Source organism: Janthinobacterium sp. TND4EL3 (genome assembly GCF_900156175.1).
Classification (GTDB): Bacteria; Pseudomonadota; Gammaproteobacteria; order Burkholderiales; family Burkholderiaceae_D; genus Janthinobacterium.
In genome coordinates this window covers 35,851-53,509 of record NZ_FTMV01000012.1, presented here as the reverse complement: position 1 = coordinate 53,509, position 17,659 = coordinate 35,851, and the positions used below count along the sequence as shown (strand labels likewise).

Annotated in this window: 20 protein-coding genes; 18 read left to right on the top strand and 2 right to left on the bottom strand. The window is 63.7% G+C overall.

Going from position 1 to position 17,659, the window contains the following annotated elements; genetic code table 11:
- Positions 1 to 11: 11 nt before the first annotated feature.
- The 5 genes from motA to BXA07_RS18310 are packed head-to-tail and all read left to right on the top strand — an operon-like array spanning position 12 to position 3,397.
- Positions 12 to 926: a flagellar motor stator protein MotA gene (gene motA / locus BXA07_RS18330; protein ID WP_034757817.1), complete on the top strand. Its 915-nt coding sequence runs from the start codon at positions 12 to 14 to the stop codon at positions 924 to 926.
- Positions 910 to 1,914 (top strand): flagellar motor protein MotB, encoded by a 1,005-nt coding sequence (locus tag BXA07_RS18325; protein WP_244556332.1) that lies wholly within the window; start codon positions 910 to 912, stop codon positions 1,912 to 1,914. The genes motA and BXA07_RS18325 overlap by 17 nt, the downstream gene beginning before the upstream one ends.
- 16 nt (positions 1,915 to 1,930) lie before the next feature.
- Positions 1,931 to 2,221 (top strand): flagellar biosynthesis anti-sigma factor FlgM, encoded by a 291-nt coding sequence (flgM, locus tag BXA07_RS18320; RefSeq protein ID WP_076569630.1) that lies wholly within the window; start codon positions 1,931 to 1,933, stop codon positions 2,219 to 2,221.
- Entirely contained in the window at positions 2,218 to 2,658 is a 441-nt protein-coding gene (gene flgN, locus BXA07_RS18315; RefSeq protein ID WP_083708387.1) for a flagellar export chaperone FlgN, read from the top strand. The genes flgM and flgN overlap by 4 nt, the downstream gene beginning before the upstream one ends.
- Entirely contained in the window at positions 2,645 to 3,397 is a 753-nt protein-coding gene (locus tag BXA07_RS18310) for a glycoside hydrolase family 73 protein (RefSeq protein WP_076569628.1), read from the top strand. Before flgN ends, BXA07_RS18310 begins: the two co-directional genes overlap by 14 nt.
- A 7-nt stretch (positions 3,398 to 3,404) precedes the next feature.
- On the opposite strand, the gene flgA is transcribed toward BXA07_RS18310, so the two are convergent.
- A complete protein-coding gene (flgA, locus tag BXA07_RS18305; protein WP_244556331.1) occupies positions 3,405 to 4,166 on the bottom strand; it encodes a flagellar basal body P-ring formation chaperone FlgA in 762 nt (253 codons plus the stop codon).
- Between the two features lie 140 nt (positions 4,167 to 4,306).
- On the opposite strand from flgA, the gene flgB reads away from it, so the two are divergent.
- The 13 genes from flgB to BXA07_RS18240 all read left to right on the top strand — a co-directional run bounded on the left by flgB (position 4,307) and on the right by BXA07_RS18240 (position 15,421).
- Complete coding sequence (flgB, locus tag BXA07_RS18300; RefSeq protein WP_034758109.1) at positions 4,307 to 4,669, top strand: flagellar basal body rod protein FlgB; 363 nt, start codon at positions 4,307 to 4,309, stop codon at positions 4,667 to 4,669.
- A gap of 8 nt (positions 4,670 to 4,677) precedes the next feature.
- Complete coding sequence (gene flgC / locus BXA07_RS18295; RefSeq protein ID WP_076569625.1) at positions 4,678 to 5,094, top strand: flagellar basal body rod protein FlgC; 417 nt, start codon at positions 4,678 to 4,680, stop codon at positions 5,092 to 5,094.
- 3 nt (positions 5,095 to 5,097) lie between these two features.
- Positions 5,098 to 5,751 (top strand): flagellar hook capping FlgD N-terminal domain-containing protein, encoded by a 654-nt coding sequence (locus tag BXA07_RS18290; protein ID WP_076569623.1) that lies wholly within the window; start codon positions 5,098 to 5,100, stop codon positions 5,749 to 5,751.
- 58 nt (positions 5,752 to 5,809) lie between these two features.
- Positions 5,810 to 6,988 (top strand): flagellar hook protein FlgE, encoded by a 1,179-nt coding sequence (locus BXA07_RS18285; RefSeq protein WP_076569622.1) that lies wholly within the window; start codon positions 5,810 to 5,812, stop codon positions 6,986 to 6,988.
- Between the two features lie 26 nt (positions 6,989 to 7,014).
- Positions 7,015 to 7,743 (top strand): flagellar basal-body rod protein FlgF, encoded by a 729-nt coding sequence (flgF, locus tag BXA07_RS18280; RefSeq protein WP_076569620.1) that lies wholly within the window; start codon positions 7,015 to 7,017, stop codon positions 7,741 to 7,743.
- Between the two features lie 32 nt (positions 7,744 to 7,775).
- The gene (flgG, locus tag BXA07_RS18275) at positions 7,776 to 8,564 is read left to right on the top strand and encodes a flagellar basal-body rod protein FlgG (RefSeq protein ID WP_170909686.1); all 789 of its coding nucleotides are present in this window, start codon (positions 7,776 to 7,778) and stop codon (positions 8,562 to 8,564) included.
- The gene (flgH, locus tag BXA07_RS18270; protein WP_076569619.1) at positions 8,564 to 9,238 is read left to right on the top strand and encodes a flagellar basal body L-ring protein FlgH; all 675 of its coding nucleotides are present in this window, start codon (positions 8,564 to 8,566) and stop codon (positions 9,236 to 9,238) included. Before flgG ends, flgH begins: the two co-directional genes overlap by 1 nt.
- 9 nt (positions 9,239 to 9,247) lie before the next feature.
- Positions 9,248 to 10,360, top strand: a complete 1,113-nt coding sequence (locus BXA07_RS18265) for a flagellar basal body P-ring protein FlgI (RefSeq protein WP_076569617.1) — start codon at positions 9,248 to 9,250, stop codon at positions 10,358 to 10,360.
- Positions 10,361 to 10,362: 2 nt separating this feature from the next.
- The gene (locus BXA07_RS18260; RefSeq protein ID WP_076569945.1) at positions 10,363 to 10,764 is read left to right on the top strand and encodes a rod-binding protein; all 402 of its coding nucleotides are present in this window, start codon (positions 10,363 to 10,365) and stop codon (positions 10,762 to 10,764) included.
- Positions 10,765 to 10,845: 81 nt separating this feature from the next.
- Positions 10,846 to 12,207, top strand: a complete 1,362-nt coding sequence (gene flgK, locus BXA07_RS18255; RefSeq protein ID WP_076569615.1) for a flagellar hook-associated protein FlgK — start codon at positions 10,846 to 10,848, stop codon at positions 12,205 to 12,207.
- A gap of 10 nt (positions 12,208 to 12,217) precedes the next feature.
- Positions 12,218 to 13,129, top strand: a complete 912-nt coding sequence (flgL, locus tag BXA07_RS18250; protein ID WP_076569614.1) for a flagellar hook-associated protein FlgL — start codon at positions 12,218 to 12,220, stop codon at positions 13,127 to 13,129.
- 5 nt (positions 13,130 to 13,134) lie between these two features.
- A complete protein-coding gene (locus BXA07_RS18245) occupies positions 13,135 to 14,178 on the top strand; it encodes a hypothetical protein (protein WP_076569612.1) in 1,044 nt (347 codons plus the stop codon).
- 142 nt (positions 14,179 to 14,320) lie between these two features.
- On the top strand, positions 14,321 to 15,421 hold the full coding sequence (locus BXA07_RS18240; RefSeq protein ID WP_076569610.1) for a glycosyltransferase family 9 protein: 1,101 nt from the start codon (positions 14,321 to 14,323) through the stop codon (positions 15,419 to 15,421).
- Here the strand turns inward: BXA07_RS18240 and BXA07_RS18235 are convergent.
- Positions 15,406 to 17,574, bottom strand: a complete 2,169-nt coding sequence (locus BXA07_RS18235; protein WP_170909685.1) for a putative bifunctional diguanylate cyclase/phosphodiesterase — start codon at positions 17,572 to 17,574, stop codon at positions 15,406 to 15,408. The genes BXA07_RS18240 and BXA07_RS18235 overlap by 16 nt on opposite strands.
- Between the last annotated feature and the right edge of the window lie 85 nt (positions 17,575 to 17,659).

The following is a 17,659-nucleotide window of genomic DNA, read 5'->3' as shown; positions in this document are numbered from 1 at the left end:
AGGCAGTTGACATGGTAATTATCGGTATCTTAATCGTGATGGGGTGTGTATTCGGAGGCTTCGCCCTGATGGGCGGTACCGTCCACGCGATCTGGCAACCGGTCGAGTTGATCATCATCATCGGCGCCGCCGTGGGCGCGCTGGTGCTGGGCAACCCCAAGCATGTACTCGGTGAAATGCTGCACCAGATGCGCAAGATCGTCACGCACAAGAAGCAAGGTTCGGAATTCCAGCGCCAGTTGCTGCTGCTAATGTATGAACTGCTGCAAACGGCCGCCGGCGGCCTGAAGGCGCTCGACGCCCACGTCGAGGCCCCGCGCGAAAGCGCCCTGTTCCAGCGCTATCCGCTGGTGCTGGAAGAGCCGAAGCTGCTCGCTTTCATTGTCGACAACTTCCGCCTGATGGCGATGGGCAAGATCAACGCGCACGAGCTCGAAGGCGTGCTGGAGCAGGAACTGGAAGCCATCCACGACGAATTGCTGCAACCGTCGAAGTCGCTGCACAAGATCGCCGAAGCCATGCCCGGCTTCGGCATCCTGGCCGCCGTGCTCGGCATCGTGATGGCCATGAATTCCGTGGCCGACGGCGCCGATGCGGCGGAAATCTCGGAAAAAGTGGGCGCCGCCATGGTCGGTACCTTCATCGGCATCTTCTTTTGCTACGGCGTGCTCGATCCGATGTGCAATATGATGAAACAGCTGGTGGGCGAGGAAGGCTCGACCATGGAATGCGTGAAAGTCGTGCTGGTCACGCACGTGGCGGGCAAGCCGCCCCTGCTGGCCATCGATGCGGGCCGCCGCCTGGTGCAGCTGAACATCAAGCCGAGCTTCGCCCAGCTGGAAAGCTGGATCAACGCGCTGGAAGATGGCGGCGCCGAACAAGAGCAAGGCCAAGGCCGGGGAGGCCGCCGTGCTAAAGCCGCATGAGAAACATGAACAGGCCATCATCAAGCGTGCCGGACGCAAGCACGATGACGATGCCCACGGCGGCGCCTGGAAGGTAGCGTTCGCCGACTTTTGCCTGGCCCTGCTGTCGCTCTTCCTCGTGCTGTGGCTGATGGCCGCGCGCGAGCAGCAGGCGATGAAGGAAATCATGATGGACGCGACGGCGGGCAGCCGCCAGGGCGAAGGCCAGGGCGTCATGCCGGAGCAAAAAGGCGGCCCGCGCGGCAGCCTGATCGAGCGCTTCCCCATGCCCCGCAAGGGCACGGGCGACACGCGCACGGAAGGCAAGCAGACGCAGGACGGCAAGGCCGGTGCGGCACCGCAAAACCAGACCAAGGTCAGCTACCAGTCTCCGGAAGACTTGCTGGCCCTGTCGCGCGCGCTCGACAAGCTCAGCGATGAAGCGGGCTTGAAGAGCAACCTGCAATCGGTGATCACGCCGTACGGCCTGCGCGTCATGCTGCACGATACGGACAAGCAAGGCATGTTCGTGCGCGGCAGCGCCGTGCCGACGGACCGCTTCCGCAAGCTGCTGCGCCAGATGGGTCCCGTGTTTGCGCAAATGGAGAACCAGATGCTGATCGTCGGCCATACCGACTCGATCCAATACGCCAATACCGGCTATGAAGGCTTTTCCAACTGGACCCTGTCAGCCAACCGCGCCATGTCGGCGCGCGCGCAATTGTTGATCGGCAGCATGAGTCCGGATAGCGTGCTGCAAGTGGTGGGCATGGCCGACCGCGCGCCGCTGGACGTGAAAAACGCCAGCGCCGGCATCAACCGCCGCATCGAACTGTTAATATTGACGCGTGGCCAGGCGGACAGCATCGCCGCCATGTTCGGCATGGCCGGGCAAAAGCCGCAAGGCGACGAGTTGCAAGTGGGTGAACCGGACTCGGGCACCTTGCAGCGCCTGCGCGACAAGCTGGGCCTGCCCGCAAAGAAGGAACGGGACGAGCATGCAAATTAAAGGCAAGGGACAACGTATGAAAATCTCCTCCGGCAATACCGGCGCCACCGTGCGCAGCAGCGCCGTGGCGCCGGCCGAGGCGATCGCCGAGAACGCGGGCGCCGCGGGCGCCATGGGCGGCTCGTCGGCCGGGGCGGAACTGCAATCGGCCGTTCTGCAACCGGCCATGGCCGCCCTGCGCGCCATGCCCGAGATCGACCATGAACGCGTGGCCATGCTGCGCGACGCGCTGGCCAAGGGCGAACTGCCGTTCGACCCGTCGAAACTGGCGGGCCTGATCCAGCGCTTTCACGGCGGTGAATCGTGACGGCACCGCGCAAGGGCATCACGCGCCAGGAAGCCGTGCGCCGTGTCCTGCTGGGCATTGCCGATGATCAAGAAGGCTATACTGCCCTGCTGGCCTTGCTGGAGGAGCAGTTCCACGCCTCCTTGCACCACCAGAGCGCCCGGCTGACGGCGCTTGCCGACCAGGTCGTCGCCGCCGTCGAACAGCTCGATGCGCGCCGGCGCCAGCGCGTCAGCCTCGTCACGGCCCTGCTGGGTCCAAAGGCGGAGATGGCACAATTGTTTGCGTTATTGCAAGAAGATGCGCGCAGCAAGGCCCAGGCCGACTGGAGCGCACTGGAACAAATGGTGCTCGAATGCAAGCGCCTGAATAGCCGCAACAGCGAATTATTAACAGAGCAGTACAGCATCATGCAGCGCGTGCTGCATGGCGAGGAAGATACGTATGCGCCAGGCTGATTTCCTGACCACCCGCGCCACGGCGGCCACCCCGTCGACGGCGGCCACGTCCGCTGTGCAGAGCAATATGCGCGCCACCGATGCCACCGCTTCCGGCGGCAACTTTGGCAGCGTGTTCCGGCAAGTGCAGGGCGAAGTGGCCCGCTTCATCGAACACGGTGGCGGCAGCGCCACGGCGCTCAGCCCGCAAGGCCGCGCCTACCTGGAGCAGAGCCAGCCCGTCAATGTCCTGGGCAGCATCAGCCAGGGTGGCGAGATCGGCGAAGTGCAGCAGCAGTTCCTCGCCTCGATCAAGCCCTGGACGCAAGAAGCCGGTGCGCGCCTGGGCGTGGCGCCCGAGATCGTCGCCGCCCACGCGGCGCTGGAATCGGGCTGGGGCCAGCATCCGCTGCGCCAGGGCACGGGCGCGGACACGCATAATTTGTTCGGCATCAAGGCCGGCGGCAAATGGCAGGGCGACGTGGCCAGCAATGTCACCACCGAATACGAGGGCGGCAGCGGCGCGGCCCTGAAGAAAACGGAACGCTTCCGCAGTTATCCGGACCAGGCCAGCGCCTTCCGCGACTATGCGCAAGTGCTGCTCGACAATCCGCGCTACCGCGCCGCCCTGAACACGGGCGCCGACGCGGGTGCGTTCGCGCAAGGGCTGGCGCGCGGCGGCTATGCCACCGACCCGAATTACGCGGCCAAGCTCACGCAACTGGCCACGCGCCTGCAGCGCACGGCCGGCGCCGACTAAGCCTGCTTCAACGGCCGGGAATCTCGGCCGGTTCCACCACGCCCGCATCGACCACCCTGGCACGTATCACCGTGCCGCTGGCGGCGTTGCGCACGCGTATCACCTCCCCTTGCGCGCCCGGGTCCATCGCTTCGCCGGCCATGCTCACTTCCACCTGCTCCTTGCGCGCCACGATGTTGACCGCACTGCCCCGCTTGATCAGCACGGGCGAGGCCAGCTGGCCTTGCCGCAGCACTTCGCCGGCGCGCAGGCTGCGTCGGCTTGACAGGCCGACAACGCCAGGCAGCGACGACATACTGTCCGGCACCATCGTCACGTCGCGCCGCGCCAGCGCCACGTCGACCGCCTGCAAGGGCGTGTTCGCCGTGACGGGTGCGGTGGTGACCGCCACCTGGGCCGTGATGCTGCCGCGCGCCAGCAGTTCATAGCGCCAACCGTTGCTCCCAGGACACACTGCAACAAAGCGCATGCGCTGCGCCGAACGGCTGTCGGCCGCTTCCAGCGCAACGGGCGCCGCGCACGCGGGAATGGGGCGCGTGCTTTTCACGACGGCCACCTGAAACTGCGGTTCCAGCAGTCCCGCCGCCGCGGCCTGCTGCGCCAATTGCTCGCGCGCCACTTGTTCCACACGCGAAAATATATTGTCGGCTGGCAATTCTGCGCGTCCTGCACTACTATATAGGCTGGTCAGTAAAAACAGGCTTGGCAGCAGTAAGTGACGACCTTGCGCCTTGTTCCACATCACGGAATAGTTCTCAAAATGAATCATTGCTAACCTTAATCAAAGATACTGAAGCGGCATGACCTTACCATGTGTCAACATGACCAGGCTGGGATTTTACCTCTGCACTAACTATTTTCTGGCCCGAACCGCAACAAGCACGATCGAATTCAATACAAAGGATGACCATGGGGATTAATTTCAAGGACGCGTTGGGCGTGCATGCCGATGCACTTGCGCTGCGTGCCGACCGTACACGCGTACTGGCGGCCAATATCGCCAATGAAAACACGCCCGGCTTCCAGGCCATGGACATGGATTTCGGCAGCGCCCTGCAGCAATTGCAGGACAACGAAGCCGGCCTGCTGTCGACCGATGACGATGCCAGCGCCCTGTACCGCGTCCCCTACCACCCCAGCCGGGACGGCAATACCGTCGAAATCGGCGTCGAGCAGGCTGCCTTCTCGCAAAATGCCACCGACTTCCAGACCAGCCTCACTTTCGTCAACATGAAACTGAAAGGTCTGTCCAAGGCCATTTCCGGACAATAAGGACCAGCATGAGCTTCCAGGATATTTCCAAAATCGCCGGATCGGCGATGGCGGCGCAAACCGTGCGCCTCAATACCATCGCCAGCAACCTGGCCAATGCCGATTCCGTCGCCGGTTCCGAAGGCGAGACCTACCGCGCGCGCAAGCCCGTGTTCTCGGCCGTGATGGATGGCTCCGGCGCCAGCGGCGCTGGCGGACGCGTACAGGTGCTCGACGTGGTGCAAAGCGACGAGCCCTTGCGCAAGGTGTACGAACCGGGCCACCCGATGGCCAACGCCGACGGCATGGTGTACTACCCCAACGTCAATCAGGTGGCCGAGATGACCGACATGATGTCGGCCTCGCGCGCGTTTGAAACGAATGTCGAAGTGCTGGGTCGCATCAAGTCGATGCAGCAGTCGCTCCTCAAATTAGGTGAAGCATAATCCATGGAAACGAGTCTCTTTACAAATAACGCCAGCGGCAGCAACAGCGGCAGCAATGCCGTCAAGTCGCAAGCCAATGCCACCCAGGACATGTTCACCAAGCTGCTGGTGGCCCAGATCAAGAACCAGGACCCGCTGGCGCCGACCGATCCGAGCCAGTTCGTCAATCAGCTGACACAGCAGGCACAGACGGAGGCGATGCAGAACCTGTCGAACCTGACGAGCGCCAATGCCAGCGTGCTGCAAACCATGCAAGTGCTGGCACTGGGCGCCCAGGTGGGTTCCGAAGTGATGGTCAACAGCGAAACGGTGCAACTCGACAAGAGCAAGGTCAACGGCAGCATCGCGCTGGCGGCAGGCACCACCAAGACCACCGTGACCCTGAAAGGGTTGGACGACAAGGAGTACAAGATCGAACTGGGTGCCAAGGCGGCCGGTACGGTGCCGTTCACCATCGATCCCATCGCCCTGGGCTTGCCAGCTGGCACCTATACCATGGCGGTCACTACCAGTGGCGCCGAAAAGCCGACGGTCGACATCGCAGGCAAGCTCAACAGTGTCCGCCTGTCATCCGGCGGTAGCATGATACTAAGCGTGTCGAACCTGGGCGAAGTCAACCCTGGGGCGATCACCGGCTTTAATGGTAAGACGGCCTGATCCGCTCTCCCCTTCGTTCCTGAACACTAATCTCGTCCTTCACTAAAAGGAAGTCAACATGAGTTTCGACATTGCCCTGTCCGGTATCCAGTCCATCAACCAACAGTTGAACAGCAGCAGTAACAATATCGCCAATGCCGGCACCTACGGTTTCAAGAGCAGCCGCGCCAACTTCTCGGCCATGTACGCCGGTTCGCGCGCCACGGGCACGGAAATTGGTTCGCTCACGCAAAGCATGTCACTCAATGGCGGCGTGCTCAACACGGGCCGCGCGCTTGACGCCGCAATCGAAGGCCGTGGCTATTTCGTCTCGCGCGATGCGCAAAACACCATGACGTACAGCCGCGTCGGTATCTTTTCGGCCAGCAATGATGGCAAGCTGGTCGACTCGAACGGCCGCCTGGTGCAAGGCTACGCCGCAGTCAAGGGAACAACCACCCTGGGCACCATGGGCGACATGCTCATTCCAACGGGCCAGATTCCCGCCGTGGCGACGACCAAGCTGGCATATGCCGCCAACCTGTCGTCCGAGTGGACCATCAAGACCCCGGCCTTCGACAAGACCAATGAACTGAGCTACAACAGCGGCAAATCTTCCATCGTCTACGATTCGCTCGGCGCCAAGCACTCGCTGGGCCAGTATTTCGTCAAGACGGCGACGGGCGTGGACGTGCATTACACCTTCGACAACGCCGATGTGACGCCGGTGACGAGCATGACCTTCGACACGGCCGGCAAACTGATAACGGGAACGTCCGCCTCGCCAGTACTGCCGACGCCGCCCGGCGCGGCGCCGATGACGGTTGCCATCGATTACACCGGCACCACCCAGTTCGCTGGCGAAGCAACGACCTCGACCGACCGCGCCGATGGCTATGCCTCGGGCACCTATACGGGCGTGGAACTGGCCGACGACGGTTCGGTCGTAGCGAAGTACACGAACGGCCAAAAACAGAGCATCGGCGTGATCGCCCTGGCGACCTTCCCTGACGAAGGCGCGCTGACTGCAGTCAACGACACAAGCTGGGTCGCCTCGACCACTTCCGGTACCGCCATGTACGAGCGTCCAGGCGTGGGCATGGCCGGCAAGCTGGCAACGAGCTCGCTGGAACAGTCGAACGTCGATATCACTTCCGAGCTGGTCGGCCTGATGACGTCGCAGCGCAACTACCAGGCCAACTCGAAGGTCATCTCGACCGAGAACGCCATGCTGCAATCGCTGATGCAAGCGCTGTAATCGACGATACGCAAAGGTAAAGAGCAATGGATGCGCTGATTTATACCGCCATGAGCGGGGCCGACCGTGCCCTGCGGGCACAGCAGGTACACGCCAACAACCTGGCCAATATCGAGACGGGCGGCTTTCGCGCCAACATGGAAGTGTCGACGGCCCAGCCGCTGCAAAACGGCTATGGCTACGACGACCGCCACATGACGCAGACGCAGTCGAGCGCCGTCGGCACGCGCACGGGCGCCATCAAGGAAACCGGACGCGAGCTCGACGTGGCCATCACGGGCAACGGCTTTCTCGCGGTGCAATGGCAAAACGGCGAAGCCTACACGCGCGCCGGCGCCATGGATCTCGATGAAACGGGCGCGCTGACCATCAACGGCCGGCCCGTGCTGGGCGAAGGTGGCCCCATCACGATTCCCGAGCACACCAGCCTGGCTATCGGCGCCGACGGCACGATCTCCATCCAGGTGCCCGGTACGGCACAGATGCAGACGGTCGACAAGCTCAAGCTGGTGAATGCGGAAGCGGGCGAGCTGACGAAGAACGAGGCGGGCCTGATCGTGGCGCGCAGCGGCGAAGACTTGCAGGCCGACCCCACGGTGCGCCTGCGCGACCGCCACCTGGAAGGCAGCAACGTCTCTGCCGTCGAGGAAATGGTCGCCACCATGAGCCTGAACCGCAGTTTCGAGATGCAGATGAAAGTATTCAAGGCCAGCGATTCCATGACGGAATCGGGCAACCGCCTGCTGGGCGCTTAAGCCCAACGCCAATCAATTACCAGGAGTAAATCATGAATCCAGCAATGTGGATCAGCAAGACCGGCGTGCAGGCGCAAGACGCCAAGCTGCAAGCCATCGCGAACAACCTGGCCAACGTCAACACGGTCGGTTTCAAACGCGACCGCGTCGTCTTCGAAGACCTGTTCTACCAGGTCGAGCAGCAGCCGGGCACGCAGCGCGCCGACAATACCCTGTCGCCATCGGGCGTGCAGCTGGGTAACGGTACCCACATGGTCGGCACGCAAAAGGTGTTTACCACCGGCAGCCTGCAAACGACGAGCCGCGAATTCGACGTCGCCATCACCGGCAACGGCTTTTTGCAGGTGCTGCGCCCGAACGGCGAGGCAGCCTACACGCGCGCCGGCCAGCTGGGCATCAATGAAAATGGCGTGATGGTCAACGCCCAGGGCCTGCCCCTGGTGCCGCAGATCACCGTGCCGAACAACGCCACCGCGATCACCATCGGCGAAAACGGCATGGTCACGGCCACCGTGCCGGGCAATGTGAATGGCACCCAGCTGGGCCAGCTGAACCTGACCAGCTTCGTCAACCCGACGGGCCTGCTGGCACTCGGTGAAAACCTGTTCCAGGAAACGGCATCGAGCGGCACGCCGACGGAAGGCCGTCCCGGCGAAGGCGCCCTGGGCAAGCTGAAGCAGTTCGCGCTGGAAGGCTCGAACGTGCAGGTGGTGGAAGAAATGGTCGACATGATCGCAGCGCAGCGCACCTATGAAATGAATACCAAGGTGCTGTCGGCCGCCGACAATATGCTGCAATACCTGGCGCAAGCGGCACGCTGATGACGGCCGCCATGAAAGCCACGGCGGCCCTGCTGCTGGTGCTCACCGCCGGTTGCGCCAGCCGCCCGGCCGCGCCGGTGGCGCCCAGCTTTTCCGATACGCCGCTGCCCGTGGCGCCGCGCAGCACGGCGCGCGGCGGCGTGGCCGGCGGCGTCTTCAATCCCGACGCGGGCCTGGACCTGATCTCGGACAGCCGCGCCTTCCGCGTGGGCGACGTCGTCACCGTGGCCCTGCAGGAAACCACGCAGGCGAGCAAGAAGGCCGGCACCTCGTTCAACAAGGGTTCCTCCGTCGGCGTGAAGGCGGCCAACATCCTCGGCAAGACCTTCCCCAAGACGGGCATCGACCTGTCCGCCGACCGCAACTTCGCCGGCGACGCGACCAGCACGCAGCAAAACGCGCTGTCCGGCGCCATCACCGTGATCGTGCAGGAAGTGCTGCCGAACGGCTTGCTGCGCGTGCAGGGTGAAAAGACGCTGACCCTGAACCAGGGCGAGGAATTCGTGCGCCTGCGCGGCTACCTGCGTGCGGCCGATATCGATTCGAACAACCAGGTGTCATCGTTGCGCATCGCCAATGCGCAGATCGCCTATTCCGGCCAGGGAACCCTGGCCGAAGCCAATACACCGGGCTGGCTGACGCGCTTCTTCGTCGGCCCGTGGATGCCGTTTTAAGGTCACATCATGAAATTTCGCTCCGCCCTGCCCCTCGCCGTCATGCTGGCCGCCCTGTCCGGCCTGTCCATGCCCGCCAGCGCCGCGCAAGTGCTGCGCAACCTGGTCAGCATCGAGGGCGTGCGCGACAACCCGCTGGTCGGCTATGGCCTCGTCGTCGGCCTGAACGGCAGCGGCGACACCACCCAGGTGAAGTTCTCCAGCCAGTCCGTGGTCAACATGCTCAAGCAGTTCGGTGTGAAGATGCCCGATGGCGCCGAAGCGAAGAGCAAGAACGTGGCTACCGTCATGGTCAGCGCCGTGTTTCCCCCGGGCTACCGCCGCGGCCAGGCCATCGACGTCACCGTGTCGTCCCTTGGCGACGCGAAAAGCTTGCGTGGCGGCACCCTGCTGCTGACACAGCTGCGCGCGGCCGACAATGAAATCTATGCGCTGGCGCAAGGCAACGTCGTCGTCGGCGGCCTCAACGCCACCGGCAAGAGCGGCTCGTCCGTCACCGTCAACACGCCCACCTCGGGCCGCATTCCCAACGGCGCCAACATCGAGCGCGAGATTCTCAGCGACTTTTCCACCAAGCCGTCCGTCACCCTGAACCTGCGCCACCCGCATTTCGAGACGGCCATCAATATCGTCGAAGCCGTGAACCGCCGCTTCGGCGCCGTCGCCACCACGCGCGACGCCACCAGCGTGGACGTGCTGGCGCCGGAAAACCCGACCCAGCGCGTGGCCTTCATGGCCAAGCTCGAAGCGCTGACCGTCGACGTGGGTGTCGATACGCCAAAAGTGGTGTTCAATTCGCGCACCGGCACCGTGGTCATCGCCGAAGGCTTGCGCGTGAAAGCGGCCGCCGTCACGCACGGCTCGCTGAAAGTGGTCATTTCCGAAAGTTCCGCCGTCAGCCAGCCGGCGCCGTTCGGCCGCGGCCAGACCACCGTCACGCCACAGTCGAAAGTGTCCGTCGACCAGGGCAACGGCAATATGTTCAAATGGCCGGCCGGCGCCAAGCTGCAGTCGATCATCGACGTCGTCAACAGCCTGGGTGCGTCGCCTGATGACATCATGGCAATCTTGCAAGCCCTCGACCAGGCCGGCGCCATCGAAGGCGAACTGGTGGTAATTTAATGATCAATATCAACGACAGCAGCAGCGCCCTGCCTTCGGCGCTCGACGACCGCTCCCCTGCGGCTGCCTCGCCGGCCGACCCGCGCTACGCGGCCAAGGCCACCGAAGCGGCCGTCAAGTTCGAAGCCTTCTTCATCTCGCACATGCTGCGCCAGATGCGCTCGGGCACGCGCGAGATGGCGGGCGAGGACAGCGTCTTCAAGGACCCCGTCAACAGCGACATGCTGGAAATGGCCGACAACCTGGTGGCCGACAAGATGGCCGGCCAGCGCGCCTTCGGCATCGCCGACGCCATCCTGCGCCAGCTGCTGCCGACTGCCGGCACACCCGTTTCGGCCAATCCCCGGGCCGGCAGCGCTGTCAAAACCGACAATATTGCAGCGCCGCTTAATAAATCCGTCTGAAGCGTCGCCTGTTGTAGCTAACAACGATACCAGGCCTGTCCACCGGCACGCGCCACACTCTTCACGAAAGAAACTTGCCCAATGAGCATCATCAGCAATGCATTGTCAGGCAGCATCGCCGCCCAGGCCGCCCTCGGCGCAGCCAGCCAGAATATTGCCAACCTGCAAACGGCCGGCTATACACGCCAGGGCGTGCTGCTGTCTTCACTGGGTGCCGGCGTGGGAGTGCGCTCGGCCGGCAATGGGGTGGAAGTGTCCGCCCTGTTGCGCTTTGCCGATGCTTATAAGAGCCAGCAAATGTGGCGCGCCGCGTCCGACCAGGGCGCCCGTTCGCAGACCCAGCCTTATCTGACGCAGCTTGAGCGCGTGATGGGCGACGACGTCTCGAGCATCAGCAACGGCATCGACGGCTTTTTCGCCGCCCTCAACGCAGCCGCTGTCGACCCGACGTCGACGCCGCTGCGCCAGCAGATCGTCACCTCCGCCGACGCCATGGCGCAGCGCTTCAACAGCATCAGCACCGTGATGAGCAACCAGTTGCTGTCGGTGCAGCAGCAACGGGCAGCCATCGTGCCGCAAGCGAATACGACGCTGGCCAATATTGCCGCTCTGAACCAGCGCATCAGCACCTCCACGGCATCGGGCACGAATGTGTCCTCGCTGATGGATGCACGCGACCAACTGATCGACGGCCTGGCTTCGCAAATGGGTATCGAAGTGCTCGACCAGCCGGACGGCTCGCGCAATGTCTCGCTGAAATCGGGCCAGCCGCTGGTCATCGGCAGCATCGCCAGCACCCTGAGCAGCAACATGACGAACACAGGTGAACAAACGCTGAGCCTTGCGTTTGCCAAGTCGACCTACACCCTCGATCTGGTGACCATCGGCGGCCAGATGGGCGGCCTGGGTGAATTCGAGCAAAACACCCTGAAACCGCTGCAGAAATCGCTGCAAGACATGGCCACGCAGTTAACTGACCAGATCAATAAGCAACTGGCCCTGGGCAAGACCATGGCCGGCACGGCTGGAGGCCCTCTGTTGGGCTACGCAAACGGAAAGCTGGGCATTACTCCCGGCTTCAACGCCAGAGACCTGGCCCTGTCGCTGACTGGCGCCGCTGGCGACAGCGGCAACTTGCAGAAATTGATCGACATCAAGAATGAACCGATCACCGTCAGCTGGGTGGGTCAGGTTTTGATGAGCGACGCCGACACGCAGCTGGTCGGCAAGCTGGGCATCTACAGCCAGCAGAACCAGGCCTTGCTGAAAACGGCCAACACCGTGCGCGCGCAGGCGATCGACGACTGGAAATCGACCAGCGGCGTGAACAAGGACGAGGAAGCGATGAATCTGGTCGAATTCCAGAATATGTACCAGGCAAACATGAAGGTCATTTCCGTGGCGAATACCTTGTTTGATGCCACTTTGCAAATGATGGGTTAAGGAGAAGATCATGCGTGTCGCCAGCAGCCAGTACCAATCGCTGATTAATATTTCACTTCAGCAAAATCAGGAGCGCATCAATTACCTGACCCAGCAGATGGCCTCTGGCTTGCGCATCCAGTTGCCTTCGGACGATCCAATCGGCAATGTACGCATTTCGCGCCTGATGCGCGAGCAAGCCATGGTGACCCAGTACCAGGACAATATCGCCACGGTCAAAGTGCGCCTGCTGAAAAATGAGAACTACCTGTCGAGCATGGTCACCGACATGGGCCAGGCGCGCGACCTGCTGGTGTGGGCCGCCGACGGCAGCAATGCGCCAGACGATCTGAATGCGATGACGCAATCGCTGACCGCCATGCGCGACAGCGTGCTGTACACGGCCAACCTGAAGGACCAGGAAGGCCGCTACATGTTTTCCGGCACGGATACGGACAAGCCGGCCATCGCTTTCGACCCCGCTGCCGATCCCGGCTTGCGCTACAGTTATAACGGCAACAATGCCACGCAGACAGTGGTAGTGGGCAATGGTGTGACGCAGGCGGCCAACGTCGATGTGGACAAGCTGGAAGTGTGGCTGAACAAGATCGACCAGGCTATTGCAACGCTGAGCAAGCCTGGCGTCGGACCGAACGATCCGGCCGTGCGCAGCGTGGTCGGCGCCGCGCTTGATGGCACCGATGACGGCATGGATTTACTCTCTGGTAAAATTGCCATCTTTGGCGGCGCGCAAAACATCCTCACCACGCTCTCCGGCAACCTGGCCAACGTCTCGCTGTCGAACGACATGGCCTTGTCGGACTTGAAGAAGACGGACATGGGCGCGGCCGCGATCGACCTGAACGGCTACCAGACTGCGCTGCAGGCAACATACAAGGCTTACGCCAAGGTTGGCACCATTTCCCTGTTTGATCTTCTCTGACCATCATGCAAATCGTTCAGACCTCCTCCTCTTCCGGCGTTGCCGCCAAAGGCGCCGGCACGGCCCGGGGCGTCGATGACGCGTCCGCCGCGGTCAAAGGCAGCGCCAGCGCGCGCAGCGAGGCGCCGGCAGCGAGGAGTTCACCAGCGAGCCTGAAGCGCGGCCTGAGCAACTGGGACCACCAGTTGCAGGGGGAAATTTCCAACGCCCAGCAAACCCTGGACTACCTGGAACGCAGCAGCAGCCAGCTGCAAGCGCTGAAAAGCGAGCTGGCGGCCAAGCTGGCTGCGCGCCAGGGCCGCGAAGGTCAGGTCGAAGCCAGGGTGCGCCAGTTCAGCAATACCTGGCGCCAGCGCGCCAGTGCCTCGGGTGGCACGCTCGATGCACAGCTCAGCTACACCAGCCCGCAGGCGGCGCAGCAGAATTTCACCATCCGCGGCCTGACCATGGCCAGCCTGCAGGAAGGCCCGCAGGAAGTGCTGGCCTTCTCCGTGGGCGGCGCGAACCAGTCCCTGCGGTCGGTGAATATCGAGCCGGGCCTGAGCGAGGACCAGATCATCGCCCGCTTCGACCAGGCGCTGATGCCGTCGGGCATACGCGTCAAGCAGGGCGACAATGGCGAAGTGGTGTTCAGCACGCCGGAAGCGTCGTGGGCCAACGTGCGCGACAGCCTCTCCGTGCGGGGCAGCGGCATCCGCTATCCGACCGGCCAGATGAGCCGCGTGCGCACGGATGCGGAACCGGCCGCCATTACACCGGAAGAGTGGAATACCGGCGACGTGGAAGCGCTGCGGGCCACCTTGCAGCAAGTGGTGCAGGCGCTGGCGCAATTGCAGGCGGCACGCAGCTCCGTCAGCCTGGCGCTGGCCCAGGCCACGGGACGTGTGGCCAAGGCCCAGCCGGTGCAGGCCAGCGTCAGCATGGACACCCTGGCGGAAAATTTCACGGAAAAGGCCAGCAAGCCCGGCTATGAATCGCTGCTGGCGATCAGTTCCGCATTGGTCGGCATCAGCCGCGAAAGAGTGGTCGCCCTGCTGGGCTTGCGCTGATCGCGGGCGCCCTGCGCTGGCGCAGGGCCTGGCCAATTCATCATCCCCCCTAGCTACGGGCGGTGGAAATCCGTAAGATGCTGCTGGCGTGCCGGCATGTCGTGCGGACCGCCAGCCCCTGTCATCCACACCCGGAGTTCCCTTGATAAAAACCGCCGCCCGGCTGATCAGTTACGCCCTGCTGGGCAAAGCCGACAAGCAGCCCCTCGATATCGCCAAGGTGCGCAAGGTATTGATCTTGCGCAACGACAAGATCGGCGACATGATCGTCACCACGCCATTGCTGCGCGAGCTGAAGAAAAATTACCCGCACTGGCAAATCGACGTGGCCGCCAGCAGCGCCAACCGCGCCGTGCTCGCCGACAATCCGCATGTCAGCGACATCATCATCTGGGACAAGCAGCCGCTGCTGCGCGACTTGCGCACCACCATTGCCGACCTGCGCCGGCGCCGCTACGACGTCATCTTCAATCCCTACAACCGTTTCTCGATTCCCTTGCTGTTGCGTATCAAATGGCTGGGCGCGCGCTATCTGACGGGCTTCGCCATTCCCAAGTACGGCAGCTCGACGGCCAAATTGGGCATGTTCGACTACACGGTGCCATGCGACCGCAGCCGCCACATCCTGCACAGCTTCTTCGCCACGTTCGGGCAATTTGGCTTGCGCGATATCGACATGCGCTACGAACTGTTCGGCGTGGACGCGCACGCGGCGCGGGTCGATGCGGCCTGCGATACCCTGCTGCAAACCCATGAAGGCTTGTTCTGCCTCAATTTCCAGGGCAGCAATGCGCAACGCACGGTCAGCGTGGCCGATGCCCAACGTTGCTGCGCGGCCCTGGCGGCGCGCTACCCGCGCCATGCGCTGCTGGTGATTGCCGCGCCCGGCACCGAGGCGCGCGCCGCCGAGATCGTGGACGGCGCCAGCCACGCCAATGTAATGCTGGCGCCGCCCACCGGCCACATCCTGGAGCTGGCGGCCCTGATACGGCGCTGCGAACTGGTGCTCTCGCCCGACACCTCGGTGATCCACCTGGCCTCCGTGTACGACAAGAAAATCGTCGGCTACTTCATCCGTACCGACAACTACCGCTGGTTTTATCCCGCCAGCCGCCACTACCGCGTCATCGTGGCACCCGGCCTGACCCTGGAAACGGTCAGCGCGGACGCTACCCTGGGCGCCGTCGACGAGCTGATGGCCGGCGCTACGCCGCTGCAAGCCACCGTTCAAGCAGCGGGCTGAGCGGCCAAGAGGGCCGCGAACTGTCCCGCCGGCAAGGCCCGGGAAAACACGTGGCCCTGCGCATAATCGCAGCCGGCGTCGCGCAGCAAGTCGCGCTGCGCCGCCGTTTCCACGCCTTCGGCCACCACCTTCAGTCCCAGGCCGTGCGCGAGGGTGATGATGGCCACGCACACGGCCAGCGCGGCATCGCCATGCCCCAGTTCCCGCACCAGAGAAGGATCGAGCTTGAGCACCTCGATATCGTCCCGCTTCAGGCATGCCAGCGAGGCGTTGCCAGCGCCAAAGTCGTCGAGCGCCAGCGCCAGCCCCATGCCGCGCAACTGCCGCAGCCGCTCGCCTACCTGACGGGCATCGTCGAGCAGCACGCCTTCCACCATCTCGATGGCAATGGCGCCCGGCGCCAGGCCCGCCCGCGCCAGGGTCTCGCCCCAGCCCTGGTAGCAGGCGGCGTCGCAATGAAATTCCAGCGCCGACTTGTTGATGCTGATCTGGAAAGCGGCGCCATACCCGGCTTGCCACTGCTGCGCCTGGCGCACGGCCTGGCGAAAGACCCAGTCGCCGATATCGGTGATCAAGCCATTGGCTTCTGCAAAGCCGATGAAATCGGCGGGATACAGCAAGCCCCGCTGCGGATGGCGCCAGCGCAGCAGCGCTTCGGCCCGCTCGATGCCGCCGCCCTGCAGCCCGATGATGGGCTGGTAATGGAGTTCGAACTGGTCTTGTTCCAGCGCAAGGCGCATCTCGCGCACCGTGCTGCGGCGCAGTTCGGCAGCCTGCTGCATGGCTGGCGTGAAGTAGCTGTAGCGGTTGCGCCCCGCGCTCTTGGCCGCATACATGGCCTGGTCGGCATGGCGCAGCAAGGTGGCCGTCGCCTCGGCATCGGCCGGATACAGGGCCACGCCCACGCTGGCCGAGATCTGGGCGCTGTCGCCGTCGAGCATGAAAGGCGCGGCCAGCGCCGCCACCAGCTCCTGCAGCACCCGCTCGATGCCGCCCGGCTGCGCCATGCCGGCCAGGATCACGGTGAATTCATCGCCGCCCAGGCGCGCCACCGTGTCGGTCACGCGCACGCGTTCGCTGATGCGCCGCGCCGCCTGGCGCAGCAGCATGTCACCCTTGGCGTGGCCGAGGCGGTCATTGACTTGCTTGAAATGGTCGAGGTCGATGAACAGCAGGGCCAGGCATTTGCCATCGCGCCTGGCCCGCCGCGCCTCGTGATGCAGACGGTCGAGAAACATGTGGCGGTTCGGCAAGCCCGTCAGCTGGTCGACGTTGGCTTGCCGCCAGATGCGCTCGGACGCGATGCGCTGCGCCGTGATGTCGCTGACCAGCGCCAGCGCCCCCAGGTAGCCGCCGCCGGAGTCGAAGATAGGGTTGGTGGCCAGGGTGGCCCACAGGGCGCTGCCGTCGCGGCGCAGGAATTTGAACTCATGGCGTTCGGCGATGCCTTCCTCGCGCCGCGCGATATTGCGTTCGAGGATGGCGCGCCCCTCCTCGTCCATGAAGGAGGCCAGCGGCTGGCCCAGCATGTCCTCGATCTGGAAACCCAGCATGTGCGCCATCTTCGGATTGACAAAGCTGGTCAGCGCCTGCGCATCGATTTCCCAGATGCCCTCTTCGGCGCTATGCACGATGCGCCGGAAGCGCTCCTCGCTGCGTTCGAGCGCGGCCAGCCTGCCTTCGGCCTGTTCAAGCACCAGGCGCAGCGCCTGGCCGCCGGGGTCGGCGCTGCCAAGCAGACTCATCGGTAGACAGGGTTCCGGCACGCCCGGGCGCAGCCTGATCTGCAGCTGGATGCGTTCCGGTTCGCTGCTGTTGAGCACGCGCTGCACGAACTGCTCGTAATCGTGGCCGAAGGCTTCATGCACGTAGGCGCGGAACAGCACGTGGCCGGGCCGGTCGCGCTGCAGGCCGAACAGCTCGGCAGCCACGAGGTTCATTTGCAGGATCACACCGTCGAGGCCCAGCACGAAATAGGCGACGGGCGCCAGCAGGTACAAATCGTTGAAATACGCCTGTTCGCGCTCGGCCTTCACCCGCTCCGGGCTGAAGACGCCATCGTCAAGCAAGGGCGCGGCCGGCCACGGCACGGGGTCATGGCCAGGCAGGGAAGAGGTATCAGGAGAAGAGACCGCATGCGGTGTATTGTCCATGGCTATCCTTTGCACTACCGCCCAGGCAGTCAGGCGGATGCTGTCCCGAGACTAGCATGCGCAAGGCGCAGTGTCGAGCGATGCG

Excerpts from the sequence above, each read along its gene's own strand:
- motA (WP_034757817.1), top strand. The coding sequence starts at position 12 with ATGGTAATTATCGGTATCTTAATCGTGATGGGGTGTGTATTCGGAGGC.
- flgM (WP_076569630.1), top strand. The coding sequence starts at position 1,931 with ATGAAAATCTCCTCCGGCAATACCGGCGCCACCGTGCGCAGCAGCGCC.
- BXA07_RS18310 (WP_076569628.1), top strand. The coding sequence starts at position 2,645 with ATGCGCCAGGCTGATTTCCTGACCACCCGCGCCACGGCGGCCACCCCG.
- flgA (WP_244556331.1), bottom strand. The coding sequence starts at position 4,166 with ATGATTCATTTTGAGAACTATTCCGTGATGTGGAACAAGGCGCAAGGT.
- flgB (WP_034758109.1), top strand. The coding sequence starts at position 4,307 with ATGGGGATTAATTTCAAGGACGCGTTGGGCGTGCATGCCGATGCACTT.
- flgC (WP_076569625.1), top strand. The coding sequence starts at position 4,678 with ATGAGCTTCCAGGATATTTCCAAAATCGCCGGATCGGCGATGGCGGCG.
- BXA07_RS18290 (WP_076569623.1), top strand. The coding sequence starts at position 5,098 with ATGGAAACGAGTCTCTTTACAAATAACGCCAGCGGCAGCAACAGCGGC.
- BXA07_RS18285 (WP_076569622.1), top strand. The coding sequence starts at position 5,810 with ATGAGTTTCGACATTGCCCTGTCCGGTATCCAGTCCATCAACCAACAG.
- flgF (WP_076569620.1), top strand. The coding sequence starts at position 7,015 with ATGGATGCGCTGATTTATACCGCCATGAGCGGGGCCGACCGTGCCCTG.
- flgG (WP_170909686.1), top strand. The coding sequence starts at position 7,776 with ATGAATCCAGCAATGTGGATCAGCAAGACCGGCGTGCAGGCGCAAGAC.
- flgH (WP_076569619.1), top strand. The coding sequence starts at position 8,564 with ATGACGGCCGCCATGAAAGCCACGGCGGCCCTGCTGCTGGTGCTCACC.
- BXA07_RS18265 (WP_076569617.1), top strand. The coding sequence starts at position 9,248 with ATGAAATTTCGCTCCGCCCTGCCCCTCGCCGTCATGCTGGCCGCCCTG.
- flgK (WP_076569615.1), top strand. The coding sequence starts at position 10,846 with ATGAGCATCATCAGCAATGCATTGTCAGGCAGCATCGCCGCCCAGGCC.
- flgL (WP_076569614.1), top strand. The coding sequence starts at position 12,218 with ATGCGTGTCGCCAGCAGCCAGTACCAATCGCTGATTAATATTTCACTT.
- BXA07_RS18245 (WP_076569612.1), top strand. The coding sequence starts at position 13,135 with ATGCAAATCGTTCAGACCTCCTCCTCTTCCGGCGTTGCCGCCAAAGGC.
- BXA07_RS18235 (WP_170909685.1), bottom strand. The coding sequence starts at position 17,574 with ATGGACAATACACCGCATGCGGTCTCTTCTCCTGATACCTCTTCCCTG.